The 14,119-nt window shown below is 70.2% G+C and carries 14 protein-coding genes; 10 read left to right on the top strand and 4 right to left on the bottom strand.

The annotated features are described in order from the left end of the window. Positions 1-77: 77 nt before the first annotated feature. Positions 78-593 (top strand): DedA family protein, encoded by a 516-nt coding sequence (locus HNR40_RS10015; protein ID WP_184960016.1) that lies wholly within the window; start codon positions 78-80, stop codon positions 591-593. A 12-nt stretch (positions 594-605) separates the two neighbouring features. Here the strand turns inward: HNR40_RS10015 and HNR40_RS10020 are convergent, their stop codons facing one another. Then, entirely contained in the window at positions 606-797 is a 192-nt protein-coding gene (locus HNR40_RS10020; RefSeq protein WP_184960017.1) for a YegP family protein, read from the bottom strand. A 117-nt stretch (positions 798-914) separates the two neighbouring features. On the opposite strand from HNR40_RS10020, the gene HNR40_RS10025 reads away from it, so the two are divergent. Next, positions 915-1,757, top strand: a complete 843-nt coding sequence (locus HNR40_RS10025) for a D-alanyl-D-alanine carboxypeptidase family protein (RefSeq protein ID WP_184960018.1) — start codon at positions 915-917, stop codon at positions 1,755-1,757. Here HNR40_RS10025 and HNR40_RS10030 read toward each other — a convergent pair. Together HNR40_RS10030 and HNR40_RS10035 are read right to left on the bottom strand one after the other, a co-directional pair. Next, positions 1,754-2,563 (bottom strand): TrmH family RNA methyltransferase, encoded by an 810-nt coding sequence (locus HNR40_RS10030; RefSeq protein ID WP_184960521.1) that lies wholly within the window; start codon positions 2,561-2,563, stop codon positions 1,754-1,756. The two genes, HNR40_RS10025 and HNR40_RS10030, sit on opposite strands and share 4 nt — an antisense overlap. Beyond that, positions 2,560-3,321, bottom strand: a complete 762-nt coding sequence (locus HNR40_RS10035) for a DUF4184 family protein (RefSeq protein WP_184960019.1) — start codon at positions 3,319-3,321, stop codon at positions 2,560-2,562. The genes HNR40_RS10030 and HNR40_RS10035 overlap by 4 nt, the downstream gene beginning before the upstream one ends. A gap of 120 nt (positions 3,322-3,441) precedes the next feature. Between HNR40_RS10035 and HNR40_RS10040 the strand changes: the two genes are divergently transcribed. The 8 genes from HNR40_RS10040 to HNR40_RS10075 all read left to right on the top strand — a co-directional run bounded on the left by HNR40_RS10040 (position 3,442) and on the right by HNR40_RS10075 (position 13,226). Further along, positions 3,442-4,077, top strand: a complete 636-nt coding sequence (locus HNR40_RS10040; protein ID WP_312896265.1) for a cation diffusion facilitator family transporter — start codon at positions 3,442-3,444, stop codon at positions 4,075-4,077. Positions 4,078-4,317: 240 nt separating this feature from the next. Next, entirely contained in the window at positions 4,318-5,988 is a 1,671-nt protein-coding gene (locus HNR40_RS10045) for a substrate-binding and VWA domain-containing protein (RefSeq protein ID WP_246508794.1), read from the top strand. Positions 5,989-6,096: 108 nt separating this feature from the next. Beyond that, positions 6,097-7,632, top strand: coding sequence for an RNA polymerase sigma factor (locus HNR40_RS10050; RefSeq protein ID WP_184960021.1), 1,536 nt, complete (start codon positions 6,097-6,099; stop codon positions 7,630-7,632). Positions 7,633-8,048: 416 nt separating this feature from the next. Then, positions 8,049-9,167, top strand: coding sequence for a GNAT family N-acetyltransferase (locus tag HNR40_RS10055; RefSeq protein ID WP_184960022.1), 1,119 nt, complete (start codon positions 8,049-8,051; stop codon positions 9,165-9,167). Between the two features lie 149 nt (positions 9,168-9,316). Continuing rightward, entirely contained in the window at positions 9,317-10,150 is an 834-nt protein-coding gene (locus HNR40_RS10060; RefSeq protein WP_184960023.1) for a glycosyltransferase family 2 protein, read from the top strand. Between the two features lie 16 nt (positions 10,151-10,166). Continuing rightward, positions 10,167-11,096, top strand: a complete 930-nt coding sequence (locus HNR40_RS10065; protein ID WP_184960025.1) for a glycosyltransferase family 2 protein — start codon at positions 10,167-10,169, stop codon at positions 11,094-11,096. Further along, entirely contained in the window at positions 11,093-11,887 is a 795-nt protein-coding gene (locus tag HNR40_RS10070; RefSeq protein WP_184960026.1) for a polysaccharide deacetylase family protein, read from the top strand. Before HNR40_RS10065 ends, HNR40_RS10070 begins: the two co-directional genes overlap by 4 nt. Continuing rightward, positions 11,880-13,226 carry a lipopolysaccharide biosynthesis protein gene (locus HNR40_RS10075; RefSeq protein WP_184960028.1) on the top strand — a complete coding sequence of 449 codons (1,347 nt, stop codon included), beginning with the start codon at positions 11,880-11,882 and terminating at the stop codon, positions 13,224-13,226. Before HNR40_RS10070 ends, HNR40_RS10075 begins: the two co-directional genes overlap by 8 nt. On the opposite strand, the gene HNR40_RS10080 is transcribed toward HNR40_RS10075, so the two are convergent. After that, positions 13,164-14,102, bottom strand: coding sequence for a glycosyltransferase family 2 protein (locus HNR40_RS10080; protein ID WP_184960030.1), 939 nt, complete (start codon positions 14,100-14,102; stop codon positions 13,164-13,166). The genes HNR40_RS10075 and HNR40_RS10080 overlap by 63 nt on opposite strands. Positions 14,103-14,119 lie beyond the last annotated feature (17 nt).

A 14,119-nucleotide genomic window follows, 5' to 3' on the forward strand; every position in this document is an offset into this window, starting at 1 on the left:
TGGCGAGGTGACACGGGCTCGGGGGATCAAATAAGGTAAGCCTGGCCTTATATTCGCTTGGTGGGGTGATGTCTGGAATGCGATACCTTGCGGGCATCCCTGATCCGACGAGAGCGTCGTTCTTCGGCCTGCCGTACTGGGTCATCGTGCTGGTGGGGGCGATCGCGCTCTTCGGCGCCTTCCAGGCCTACTACTGGATCGGGCACAAGCTCGGCGAGAAGCTCTACGACTCCCGGATCGGCCGGCGGCTGCCGCGCGCGCAGATCGCCCGGGTCGAGAAGGTCGTGGAGAAGTGGGGGGCGCTGGCCGTCTACGGGTGCTTCTGGGTGCCCGTGCTGCGCCACACGCTGCCCTGGGTCGCGGGCGTGCTGCGCATCTCCTACCCCTGGTACGTCGTGGCCAGCGCGCTGGGGTGTCTCACCTGGGTGCCGGTGACGTCGTTCGCGCTGTACGGGGTGATCTGGGGCTGGTTCCAGCTCGCCACGCACTCCCCGGTCACGGCCGTGGTCGTGGCGGTCGTCGCGGTGGCGGTGATCGTGTTCCTGGTCGTCAGGCGCAGGCGGCGCAAGGCGGACAAGGCCCTGGCCGCCTGACGGCCCGGCCTTTCAGACGGCCGCGAACGACTGGTCGTCGATCTCGGCCGTGGCCGCGTTCCTGCGTACGGACTCGATGCCGTTCACGCAGGCGGCCTTGGTCGTGTAGCCCTCGCTGACGGCGATCGTCTGGCCGTTGCCGGCGACCAGCTTGAAGCGGTATTCGTCCCGCTTGTCCTTGGAAATGACGAATTTCCCAGCCATGATGAACCCCCCGGATTGCCCGATGTAACGATCATTTACCCCCATCTAGCTGTTGTTTTCCCGCCATGGAGTCAAGTTCGGCAAACGGACCTTAGATCACCTGTCACCATGGCTGACATGCATATTGGGGGAATCTTCGCCTCTGCGGTAGCCGTACTCGTGGGTCTGACGTCCGGTTTCGCGCCCGCGCACGCGACCGCGAAGCCCGACGTCGGCGCCAAGCAGGCCTACGTCGTCGACTCGGCCGGAACGATCCACTACGGCAAGCGCCAGACCAAGCGGGTCCCGGTGGCCAGCCTGGTCAAGGTGATGACCGCCCACGTGGTGCTGCGCGAGGCCAAGCTGACCGACACCGTCACCATCACCGCCGCCGACGTACGGCACGCCGCCGTGAACGGCGCCACCACGGCCGCCCTGCGCAAGGGCGAGCGGCTGACGGTCCGCGACCTGCTCTACGGCCTCATGCTGCCCTCGGGCGCCGACGCGTCCAATGCGCTGGCCAGGGTCTACGGACCGGGCAAGAAGGCCTTCATCGCCAAGATGAACGCCACCGCGCGCAGCCTGGGCCTGGCCGACACCCGCTATACCAACGCCGACGGCCTGCCGGCTCCGGCGGGCGGCGGCTACTCGACCGCCGTCGACCAGGTCAAGCTCGCCCAGATCGCGCTGAAGAATCCCGTCTTCACCCAGGTCGCCTCCGCCAAGGTGCACAGGGTCGCCAAGTCCGGCGCGCACCGCGCCCACACCTGGCGCAACACCAACAAGCTGCTGGAGCGCACCGACGGCGTGCTCGGCATCAAGACCGGCTACACCCGCGCGGCCGGGTTCTGCCTGGTCTTCGCCGCGGAGCGCAACGGCAGGCAGGTGGTCGGCGTGCTGCTCGGCGACACCAACGAGCGCCGGTTCGCGCAGGCGGAGGAGCTGCTCGACTACGCCGGGGAGCAGATCACCGCCGGTTAGGCGCGCATCAGTCCATGGCAGGCGATGGCCGCCGCCGCGACCACGTTCAGCGAGTCGACCCCGGCGGCCATCGCCTGCGCGCTCATCGGGATGCAGACCGCCTCGTCGGCCTCACGCAGCCAGCGCGAGGACAGGCCGTCGCCCTCCGAGCCGAGCAGCAGCGCCACCCGATCCCCCATCTTCACCTGGTCCAGCGGGGTCGCCGACTGGTCGGGCGTCAGCGCCAGCGACCGGAACCCCAGCTCACGGAGCCTGGCCAGCCCGTCGAACCAGTTGCCCATCCGCGCGTACGGGATCGAGAACACCGATCCCATCGACACCTTGACCGAGCGCCGGTAGAGCGGGTCCGCGCACCGGGGCGACAGCACGACCGCGTCCACCCCGAGCGCCGCCGCGCACCGGAAGATCGCGCCGATGTTGGAGTGGTCGACCAGGTCCTCCAGCACCACGACCCGCGAGGCGCCCGCGAGCACCTCCTCCACCGGCGGCAGCGGCAGGCGCTCCATGGAGGCCAGCGCGCCCCGGTGCACGGGGAAACCGGCGACACCCGTCATGATCTCGTCGCTCACCACGTAGACCAGCGCGTCGCCGAGCACGTCGGCCAGCGACGGCAGCCACCGCTCGGTGGTCAGCACCGACCGCACCGGATAACCGGCGCCGACCGCCCGCCTGATCACCTTCTCGCCCTCGGCCAGGAACAACCCGCGCTCGGCCTCCAGGCTCTTGCGCAGCCCGACGTCGCGCAGGCCGGTGTAGTCGGCCAGCCGGGGATCGGCCGCGTCGCTCACGTACTCAAGCACCTTCAGATGGTACGCACCCCGCGCCGCCTGACCTGCCAGACGACCGAGTAGCCGGTGAGCACGAGGCCGAGCCCGATCAGGGTGCCCGCGCCGACCCTGGTGAACAGGCTGGCCAGGCTGCCGTGGTCGGGGTGGTCGAAGAAGGGCCAGAGCGCCCCGCCCGCCACGACGCCCGCGGCGCAGGCCCACAGGACGGCCCGCCGTACCGGCTGGGGGGTGTGCAGATGGTCGGGTACGGCGACCGCCGCCATCCTGGACAGTCCGCGCACCGCCCACCACGCGACGATCGCCAGCCCGACGGCCGATGACAGGTACTGCAGCACGCGGAAGACGGTGGTCACGCCGAGCACACGCTCGTCGAAGAAGCTCCAGCCCCACACGTCCACGCTGTAGGAGTGGGTGAAGGAGTCCCAGAACACGTGGGTGGCCGCGCCCAGGAGCGCTCCAAGGACGATGGGCACTAGCCGGTAGGACGGCCGGAGGGTCGCGGCCCGCCCGCTCAGCGCCGGGGGCAGCAGCGCGATCAGCGGCTCCCTGAACACCCGGTGGAAGAGGAACACGAGCACGACCACGGAGAGCAGGTCGAGGGTGAGGATGCCCTGCCAGGAGTGCCAGTCGGCGTAGTCCGGCAGAAAGGGCAGGAAGATCGGCAGGTCGGGCACCATCGCGCCGATCGCCAGCGCCCACGGGTCCAGCCAGGCGCGCAGCCGGGCGGCCGAGATCAGGGGCAATACTGCGGCCACGTGAGCGGGGGTGAACGGCACCGGGACACCCTACCCGGCGAATCTTGACCCTTCTTTGCGCAAACCCCCTAAGGTGACCTTGAGTAGTGGGTATGTTACGGATCGCTGTCGGCGGCCGGACGTGGGATCTCGGGGGTTAAGGTGCCTGACCAGCTGGTTCATGCGCATCCGGCCGCGTCAGTCGACTGGCTGCGTGACGCCCGCAGGGCCCGCCTGCTGAGCCTGGTCACGCTGGTGTGGCTGGCGGCGGAGAGCTCGCTCGGACTGGCCGCGGGGTTCTCGGCGCACTCGGTGGCGCTGATCGGGTGGGGGCTGTCGGCCCTGGTCGAGGCGGCTGCCAGCCTGATCGTGCTGTGGCGCTTCACCGGCTCGCGCACGCTGTCGTCCTCGGCCGAGCACACCGCGCGCCGGGCGATCGCGGTGAGCTTCTGGGTGCTGGCCCCCTACCTCGTGGTGCACGTGGCCCACGACCTCGACGCCGGCCACCGGGCCGCGCCCAGCGTCCTCGGCATCGCGGTGACGGCGGTGAGCCTGGTCACGATGCCGGTTCTGGCGGCGCTCAAGCGACGCCTGGCCCGGCGGCTCGGCTCCGGCGCGACCGCGGGCGAGGCGGCCCAGAACCTCATCTGCGCGGTGATGGCCGCGGGGGTTCTGCTCGGGCTCTGGCTCAACACGCTGGGCTGGTGGTGGGTGGATCCGGCCGTCGCGCTGGTGCTGGCGGCGGTCGCCGTACGCGAGGGAGTGCGCGCGTGGCGCGGTCACGCATGCTGCCACTGACGGACACGCTGGGTCATCATCACACCAAAAGACCTGTTTTGTTGCGCCAAGCCCACCGAGTATCGTTCCCGGAGTATTAAAGGAGCATCTACCGCCAGGATCTCCGAAAGGTCTCGACACACCGAAGAGGACATCGTGGGGCGACATCGCACAGACGAACTCGATGACGGGTATCGAGGCCAGGATCCGGGCCCGCGCCGGCGCAGCCGGGGCAGCGGGCGTGGCAAGGTTCTGGTCCCCTTGGCAGGTGCGGTGGCGCTGGCGGTGCTCCTGGGCGTGGCCGCGTTCGTCATCTTCAACCGCGACCACGACTGCTCCGGCGGCAAGCTGCCGCTGAGCGTGGTGGCCGCCCCCGACATCCAGCCCGCGCTGCAGAAGATCGCCGGCGACTACAACAAGTCGCTGCAGTCGATCGACAGCAAGTGCGTCGAGGTGAAGGTCGCCAAGGAGAACCCGTTCAAGGCGGCCAACAACATCGCCTCCGGCAAGCTGACCCCCGACGTGTGGATCGCCGACTCCAGCCTGATGGTCTCCGAGGTACGCGCCACCACGGCCGGCGCGGCCATGCCGGAGCCGTCGGGTTCGGTGGCCAGGACCCCGATCGTGCTGGCAGCGGCCAAGTCGATGGCCTCCAAGCTCTCCGGCAGCCTGCAGCCGAGCTGGGCCGGGATGATCTCGGCCGCGAACGTGGCCAACCCCGACGGCCCCGGCCGCAAGGTCCGCGTGCTGGCCCTGGACCCGAAGAAGAACTCCGCCGGTCTCGGCGCGCTGCTGGCCGCGTCGGGCGCGGCCAAGGAGGCGGAGCTCGACGACAAGGCCATGGTCGGCGCGCTCAAGGAGCTGTCGGACCAGGTGGTGCCCAGCCCCGACGCGTTGCTGGCCAGCCTCGCGGTGAAGTCGGGCAGCAAGGTGCCGGTCGGCGTCGCCCCCGAGCAGGCCATCTACGCCCACAACCTGAAGAAGCCGGACTCGCTCATCGTCCCGCTCTATCCGGAAGAGGGCACGCTCAGCCTCGACTACCCGATCGTGATCACCACCAAGAGCCCGGACATCCGCAAGGCCGCCGACGCCTTCAAGGCCGAACTGGCCGGGCAGTCGGCCCAGAAGACCCTGCGCGAGCACGGCTTCCGCAGCCCCGACGGCAAGGCCGGCGACGTCCTGACCAAGGACAAGGGCTTCGACCCCAAGACCCCCGAGGCGCTCAAGGCCCCGGACGCCAAGACCATCGCCGCCATGGCGCAGTCGTGGTCCCGGCTCAGCCTCGGCACCCGGATGCTGGCCCTGCTGGACGTCTCCGGCACCATGGCCTATCCGGTGGCCGGCGCCGGCATGACGCGCATGCAGGCCATCACCAAGATCGCCAGTGAGGGTCTCGGCCTGTTCGAGGCCGACTCGGAGATCGGCGTGTGGGCCTTCTCCACGCACCTGCAGGGCACGCAGGACTGGCGCGAGCTGATCTCGGTCGGCCCGCTGAGCGAGTCGGTCAACGGCGTGCTGCGCAAGGACGCCTTCTCCACCCAGCTCGGCAGCATCCAGGCCAAGCCGACGGGCAACACCGGCCTGAACGACACCCTGAAGGCCGCCTACGCCCAGATGACCAAGGAATACGCCGACGACAAGATCAACACCGTCCTGATCCTGACGGACGGCGCCGGCAACGACGACCCCGAGGGCGGCATCAGCAACGCCGAGGTCCTGAGCTACCTGAAGAAGACCTACAACCCCAAGCGCCCGGTGAGCATCCTGCTGATCGCCTTCGGCCCCGACGCCCCCAAGGGCAGGGCCGAGATGGACACGCTCGCCAAGGCCACCGGCGGCGAGGCGTACATCGCCAAGAACATCCTCCAGGTGCGCGACTTCTTCGCCCAGGGGATGGCCCGGCGCCTGTGCGCGCCGCGCTGCGACGGCTGACCTCGCACGTCACACCTTTCCCACCTCATGCCGGATCGGCATGAGGTGGCAACCCCTGTCTGAAAGGCGGCGTCCTCCACCCGGGACTTGCACCTGCGGGGAGGGTTTGTGGCTGGATGGCCTAACGTCGATCGCGCCGACGACCATGAGCTGGCGCAGGGGTTGCGTCGCGGCGACACCGACGCTCCCGCGAAGCTCTACGACGCCTACGCCGAACGGCTGCACGACTACGCGTGCTCGCTGACCGGCGACCGCGACAGCGCGGCGGACTCGGTGCACGACGCGCTGGTCACCGCCCAGGGCGGCGCCGAGCGGCTGCAGGAGGCGACCCGGCTGCGCGCCTGGCTCTACGCGCTGACCCGCTTCCAGGCGGCGGCCAGGATGGCGCGCAAGGACGGCGCGCCCGCCGGCCCGCCGCCGCCGGTGCTCGAAGAGCCGGAGGACCCCGAGCTCTCGGCGCTGGTGCACGAGGTGCTGGGCGAGCTCAGCAAGAACGAGCGGGAGGTCCTGGAGCTGTCGTTGCGGCACGGGCTGACGCCCGCCGAGGTCGGCTCGGTGCTGGGGCTGACCTCGCGGCAGTCGGCGACGCGGCTGGGGCGGGCGCGCGACCATCTGGAGAACGCGGCGGCAGCCGTACTGCTGGCCAGGACGGGCCGGGCGCACTGCCCCGACCTGTCGGCGATGGTGGACTCGTGGGAGGGTCCGCTGACGCTCATGCTGCGCCGCCGGCTGTCGGGGCACATCGGCGGGTGCGAGGTCTGCACCGAGGGCCGCCACCGGCAGGTGGCCGCGGCGAAGCTGCTGGACCTGGTGCCGGTCGCCTACCCGCCGATCTCGCTGCGCCGCCGGGTGGTCGACACCTGCGTCAACCCCGAGCTCGACCACGCGCGCACGCTGATCATGGAGCGGGGCGACAGCTTCGACCGCACCGGGTTCCCGGTCGAGCAGCGCGGCGGGCGCGGTTCGCGGCGGCGGCGTCCGCGCAGGCTCGCCCCGGTGGTGCTGGCAGGGGTCGCGGTGCTGGCGGGCACGGGCGCGATGGCGCTGATGAACGGCGAGAGCGGTAGCCCGGCCGCGGCCATGCCGACCTCCTCCCCCACGGACTCGCGGGCGCCGATGTCGGTGCCGACCGACGAGCCGGTGGAGGAGGAGTTCACCGAGGAGCCGGCCCCGGACCCGACCACGCCGGAGCCCACCCGCTCCGACCCGCCGCCCCGGGTGACGCCCACCGACCGGCCGGGCCCGCGTACCACCAAGCCCGCGAGCGACCCGACCAGGACCCGCAGGCCCGCGCCCGGCGCCCGGCTGACGGTGGGCTGCCCCAGCTCGATCAGCGGCGCCGCGAAGGTCGGGCTGACCGCGCGGAACGCGAGCGTGTCCTGGACGTCAGGGCCGTCGGAGGGGCTGGGCGTCTTCCCCGCGAGCGGGACGATCAAGGCGGGCGCTTCGGCGTCCATCTGGGTGACGGTGGACGACCCGGAGGCCGCGGGCTCGGGCACGGTCATTTTCAGCTCGAACGGCGGCGCCGCCACCTGCGCCCTTTCCTGGCGGGGACGGCAGGCGCCCACCCAGGAGCCCACACCCTCCGAGGAGCCGACTCCGACCGGCGAACCCACCGAGACGCCTGGAGAAGCGACAGAGTAACACTCGGATGATATTCGGGGATATATCCGGCACTAGGTCGAACTTCCCCCCTGTGATAGGGCATCCTGGGAGGCTTGGGGGCGCGTACCGGGACCAAGGCTCACATTTCTCGCACTCTCTGTCGCATGCGAGAAACCTGGTGACCAGGGTAAACCGGCACGGGCCGCCAGGCGTCGCCATTGACGCGCCCACAGCACGATTGGTCCCATGAATGGGCGATCAATCGTGCCATCACCGTTTTTAGAGCCAGGAGAGACGAGCCAAGATGCCCGAGCACGCCTCTGGGACGCGGCTGACAACGCATCCCGTTGCGGCTACCGTCGGTCTGTTGCGTGATCGTGATCTGTTCGCCGCTCTATCAGGAGGAGCCGGGGCAACTGTCGGGGGAAGACCGTGCTGACCGAAGTGGGGGCCAGGTGAACATCACCGTCGTTCGCCCGGGAGACCTCGGCGAGACCGAAAGGTCGCGCTGGCGGGAGTTGCAGAAGGCCGACCCGAGCCTGGACAACCCCTTCCTCTCGGTGGAGTTCGCCCTCGCGATGGACCGCCTGCGCGGCTACGTCAGGACGGCGGTCGTGGAGGACGCCGGCGAGATCGTCGGATTCTTCCCCTACGAGCGCCACCACTTCGGCATCGGCAAGCCTCTCGGCGGCTTCCTCACCACCTGCCACGGCCTCATCGGCGTGCGGGAGGTCAAGGTCGAGGCCAAGGCGCTGCTGCGCGCGTGCGGGCTCAACGTCTTCGCCTTCGACCACATGGTCGCCGGCCAGCCGACGTTCGCCCCGTACGAGAGCGACGTGCGCCCGGCCGCGGTCATGGACTTCACCGCCGGCTACGAGGCCTGGCTCGCCCAGGTGAAGGAGAACTCCGCCAAGAACCTGAAGACCTGGCGCTACAAGGAACGCAAGCTCGCCAGGGAGCACGGCGAGCTGCGCCTGTCCTGGGCGTCCACCGACCACGGCGAGCTGCGCCAGCTGCTCGCCTGGAAATCCGACCAGTACCGCAGGACGGGCCGGGTCGACCGGTTCGCGCAGCCGTGGATCGTCGAGCTGACCGAGCAGATGCACGCCGAGCGCTCCCCCGGCTTCGCCGGCGTGCTCACCATGCTCTACGCCGGCGACGTCCCCGTGGCCGGGCACTTCGGCCTGCGCACGGCCACGACACTGGTCGGCTGGTTCCCCGCCTACGACTCCGAATTCGGGAAGTACTCGCCCGGCATCGTCCACCACCTCCGCATGGCGGAGGCGGCCGCCGGCGCGGGACTGCACACGGTCGACATGGGCAAGGGTGGCAAGGATTACAAGCACTGGCTGAAGAGCGGCACGCTCCACGTCTCCGAGGGCCGCGTCTCGCGGCCGTCCGCGGCGGCCGCCGCGCACTGGATCGGCAGAGTTCCCTTCAACAAGGCGCGAACAATTGTCACCGATTCGCCGTCTCTCTATAGAGCGGCGGATCGTGTGTTGAAGGGCTTTGGGCGTATGCGTAGTACTCGAGGCCAAGAGTCAGACGTCAAAGAACCATCGGGAGCGCTCTAAGCGCTCCCACCCCCTCGGCAGCACAACACCAGCACCCTCACTCCCACTGGACCGGCAATGCATCGTTTACCGCTTTCGGCACCCCCACAGCACCCGGGTATGGCCGAGCGTGGCCTGCGGCGGGTGGTCCCGGAAGGATTGTTCCCGAAATGAGTCCCGAGAACATCAGGCACAACGGCAAGGCGCAGGTGACCTCACTGCGGTCCATGCCGCCGCTTGAGCGTTTCACCCCTGTGACACCCCACCTGGCGATATCGCCCAGAGTCAGCGTGGTGGTGCCGGCCATGAACGAGGCGGAGAACCTGCCGCATCTGTTCGCCACCTTGCCCCAATGGATCGACGAGGTCGTGCTCGTCGACGGCAACTCCGTTGACGACACCGTCGCCGTCGCCAGACGCCTGCGCCCCAACCTGAGGATCATCACGCAGACCGGCAAGGGCAAGGGCAACGCCTTGGCCGCCGGTTTCGCCGCCTGCACGGGTGACATCATCGTGATGATCGACGCCGACGGCTCCATGGACGGGAGGGAGATCATCTCGTTCGTGGGCGCTTTGGTGACCGGAGCCGACTTCGTCAAGGGCTCGCGCTACGCCACCGGCGGCGGCAGCGACGACCTGACCTTCGGCCGCAGCGTCGGCAACAAGGCCCTCACCGCGCTGGTCAACCTCATGTACGGCACGCGCTACACCGACCTGTGCTACGGCTACAACGCCTTCTGGGCCCACCACCTCGACGTGCTCGACCTGGACTGCGACGGGTTCGAGGTGGAGACGCTGATGAACGTGCGCGCCGCCAAGGCCGGGCTGACGATCCACGAGGTGCCCAGCCACGAACGGCACCGCATCCACGGGCAGAGCAACCTGCGCACCTTCCGGGACGGCTTCCGGGTGCTCAGCACCATCCTGCGGGAATGGCGGCGGCCACCCGGTCTCCAGTTGCCCGAACCCACCGCCACACCCGCCGCCGACCGGGGCGTCGCTTAGCCACGAAGGCCCACCCGTGCTTACATCCGTCGTCATCTGCGTCTACACCGAGGAGCGCTGGGAGGACATCAGGCAGGCAGTGGAGTCGATCGAGAACCAGCGCCGCAAGGCACACGAGCTGATCCTCGTCGTCGACCACAACCCCGGCCTGCACCTCAAGCTCACCCGGGCCTACCCGAAGGCCGTCGTCGTGGAGAACTCCCACGAGCAGGGCCTGTCGGGCGGCAAGAACACCGGTGCCGGTGTCGCCAGTGGCGATGTCGTCGCCTATCTCGACGACGACGCGGTGGCCGATCCCGGCTGGCTGGAGGCTTTGGAGGAGGGCTTCCAGGAACCAGGGGTGGTCGGCGTCGGCGGGCGTACCGATCCGCTGTGGGCGTCGCAGCGGCGTCCGCGGTGGTTCCCGCACGAGTTCGACTGGACCGTCGGCTGCAGCTATCGCGGCATGCCGGCGGTCCGGGCTCCGGTCCGCAACGTCATGGGCGGCAACGCCGCCTTCTTACGCGAGGCCGTCACCGGAGTCGGCGGCTTCCACAGCGGCATCGGCCGCAGCGTCCAGGGGCGCAAGAGCCGGCCGCTGGGCTGTGAGGAGACCGAGTTCTGCATCCGGCTGACCCAGCGCAGGCCCGGGTCGGTCATGTTGTTCGAGCCGCGGGCGCTGATCGGCCACAAGGTGCCCAAGCAGCGCGAGACGTTCTCCTACTTCCGCTCCCGCTGTTACGCGGAAGGGCTGTCCAAGGCGCTGGTCACCCGCGAGGTGGGCACGCAGGACGGCCTGTCCAGCGAGCGCGCCCACGCGCTCAAGGCGCTGCCCAAGGGCGCTCTGCGCGGCCTGGGCGAGGCGCTGCGCGGCGACCCGGGCGGGCTCGGCCGGGCCGGGGCGATCGTCATCGGGCTGGCCTGGACCGCGTGGGGCTATGCCGTCGGCTCCTGGAGGCTGCGATGATCCGGGTGCCGATCCTGATGTACCACTCCGTCACCGACCGGCCCAACGAGGCGACCAGGCCGCTGGCCGTACGACCCGGTGACTTCGCCGAGCAGGTGGCGTACCTGGCCGACGGCGGGTACACGCCGATGACCTTCGCCGACCTCGTCGCGGCGCTCAACCACAACCAGGTGCCCCAGAAGGCGGTCGTGATCACCTTCGACGACGGGTACGCCGACTTCCACTCCCACGCGCTGCCCGTCCTGGAGCGCCGCCGGATGCCCGCCACGATCTTCGTCACCAGCGGCTGGCTGGCCGACGCCGGCAAGGACGCGGCGGGCCGCCCGCTGGACGACATGCTCACCTGGGGCCAGGCCCGCGAGGCCGCCGCCAGCGGCATCGAGATCGGCGGGCACAGCCACAGCCATCCCCAGCTCGACCAGCTGACCGACGCCGAGCTCCGCCAGGAGCTGCGCAGGAACAAGGGCCTGCTGGAGGACAAGGTGGGCACGCCCGTCGTGACCATGGCATACCCCTACGGCTACTCCAGCGCGCGGGTGCGCCGCGAGGTGCGCAAGGCCGGATACTTCGCCGCCTGCGCGGTCAGCAACGCCATCGCCGCCGACCGGCACGACGTGCTGGCCGTGCCGCGGCTGACCGTGGCCAGGCGCACCAGCATGGACCGCTTCCGCCGCGCCGTAGAAGGCCGCGGCGTGCCGCTCATCTACCTGAGGGAACGCACGCTGACCAAGGGCTACGCGATCGTCCGCCGCGCGCGTTACGCGATGCGGCAGGTGTCCCCCGGTGACTGAGCGCGGCCTGAAGAGGTTCCTGCCCGCCGACCTCGACGACCCGCTGCTGCGCAGCGCCTACTCCCTCATGCTCAACGCCGGCGCGGGCGCCGTCATCGGGCTGGCCTACTGGACCGTGACGGCGCGCGTCTTCGACGAGAAGGACGTCGGCGTCGGCATGGCCATCCTGGCCGCGATGAGGTTCCTGGCCGCGATCACCTCCTTCGGCTTCGTCGGTACGGTCGCCCGCTTCGTCCCCGAGGCCGGCCTGCGCACCGCCCGCTTCGTCGGCACGGTCTACGGCGCCGCCACCGGCCTGGCCATAGCCGGCTGCGCGATCTTCCTGCTCACGCTGTCCAGCTGGGGCGAGACCTACAGCCTGCTGTCCGGCTGGACCGCCGGGCTGGTCTTCACGGTCATGGTGATCGTCTGGAGCGTCTGCACGCTGCAGGACGTGGTGCTGACCGGCCTGCGCAAGGCGCCCTGGGTGCCGGTGGCGAACCTGATCTTCTGGGTGGTCCGCTTCGGCGTCCTGGCCGTGTGCGCCGTGCTGCTGGGGAACTCGGCCGGCGTCTCGGTCTCCTGGGCGGTCTTCCTGGCCTGGATCGCTCCCGGCCTGGTCGTCTCCCTGTGCCTCAACACGGCCGTCTTCCGCAAGCTGATCCCCCAGCACGCCCGGCTCACCGCGGACAAGAAGCTGCCGCCGCCGCGCCAGATCGGCCGCTTCCTGGCCGGCGACTACGCCGGCTCGATCTTCACGCTGCTGTTCAACTACGGCGTGCCCGTGCTGGTCGCGGCCCAGGTCTCCAAGGAGATGAACGCCTACTACGGGCTGACCATCACCCTCGGCGCCATGCTGGAGATGCTCAGCTACACCATGGCCTCCTCGCTGACCGTGGAGGGCGCCTTCGACAAGGCGACGCTGGCCGACAACTGCCGCCGGGCGCTGCGGCGCACGTTCCTCATCCTGACGCCGCTGGTCGTCGCGGCGACGCTGCTGGCGCCGGTGGCGCTGCTGCTGTTCGGCGATGGGTACGCGCAGCACGCCACCGACCTCATGCGGCTGATCGCGCTGGCTGCCCTGCCGCGTGCCGTGGTCGAGCTCTACCTGGGCGCGCTGCGGGCGCTGCGGCGGGCGGGGATGATCGTGTTCGTGCAGTTCGGGATGGCCGTGATGGCGATCGGCGGGGCGCAACTGCTCCTGCCGCTCTACGGGATCACCGGGGTGGGCCTGGCGATCCTGGCCAGCCAGACGATCACGGCGCTGGCGGTGCTGCCGGGGTTGTGGCGGGTCGCCTCAGGGCGCGCCCAGGCCGCGCGCCTCCATCCGCCGGACGACCCAGGTGGGGCTCAGGCGTAGCAGGGCGATGGCGGCCACGCCGTACGACCTGATCTCGCGCGGGTCGGTGGTGAAGGCCCGCATCGACCAGCGCAGCGCTTCGGCGCGGCGGCCCACCGCGACGCGGGTGAAGGCCACCTGCCCGGCCAGGCGGGAGTAGCCCTTGCGGGAGGTGCGGATCTCCGGGTAGCGCTCCAGCAGCCACTGCAGGGCCTCGGCGATGACGTCCCAGCGTCCGGCGAAGTGCGACTGGGCGTGCATGCGGACGTGGAGGTGCTCCTCCGGCACGTGCACGATGGGCGCGCACCTGGCGGCGCGCAGGAGCATCTCGTAGTCCTCGCCGTAGCCGCTGGGGATCGTCTCGGAGAACAGGCCGACGGCGTCGCCGGTCAGGGCGGAGCGGCGGGCCAGGAAGCCGGAGGGGTGCATGGCGGGCTGGCGCCCGTCGAGCAGGTCGGCGAAGGGGACCCGCTCCTTCTCCAGGTGGATGTGGCGGGTCCAGTCCTCGTGGACGATGAGCGAGCCGCAGGTGGCGAAGACGGCGTCGGGGTGCTTCTGGACCGCGCGGACCTGCGCGGTGATCTTCGTGGGCAGCCAGGTGTCGTCGTCGTCGCAGAAGGCGACCCACTCGACGCTCTCGGCGTGGGCCAGGATGCCGCTGTTGCGGGCGGCGGGCAGGCCGCGCGAGCGCTCGTTCCTGACCAGCCGGACCGGGCGGGCCGGGTCGTCGGAGGCGAGCTCGGGATCGGGGTCGCCGCCGTCGAACACGACGACGGTGGTGACCTGGCCCGGGTAGTCCTGGGAGGTGATGCCCTTGAGTGTGTCTCTGATCATCTCCGGCCGGTCACCGCGCGTACACACCACGACGCCCACTTCGGGCCACGTGCCAGACTCCATGGATAGACCGCCTTGGG

It is taken from the genome of Nonomuraea endophytica (assembly GCF_014203235.1).
Classification (GTDB): domain Bacteria; phylum Actinomycetota; class Actinomycetes; order Streptosporangiales; family Streptosporangiaceae; genus Nonomuraea; species Nonomuraea endophytica.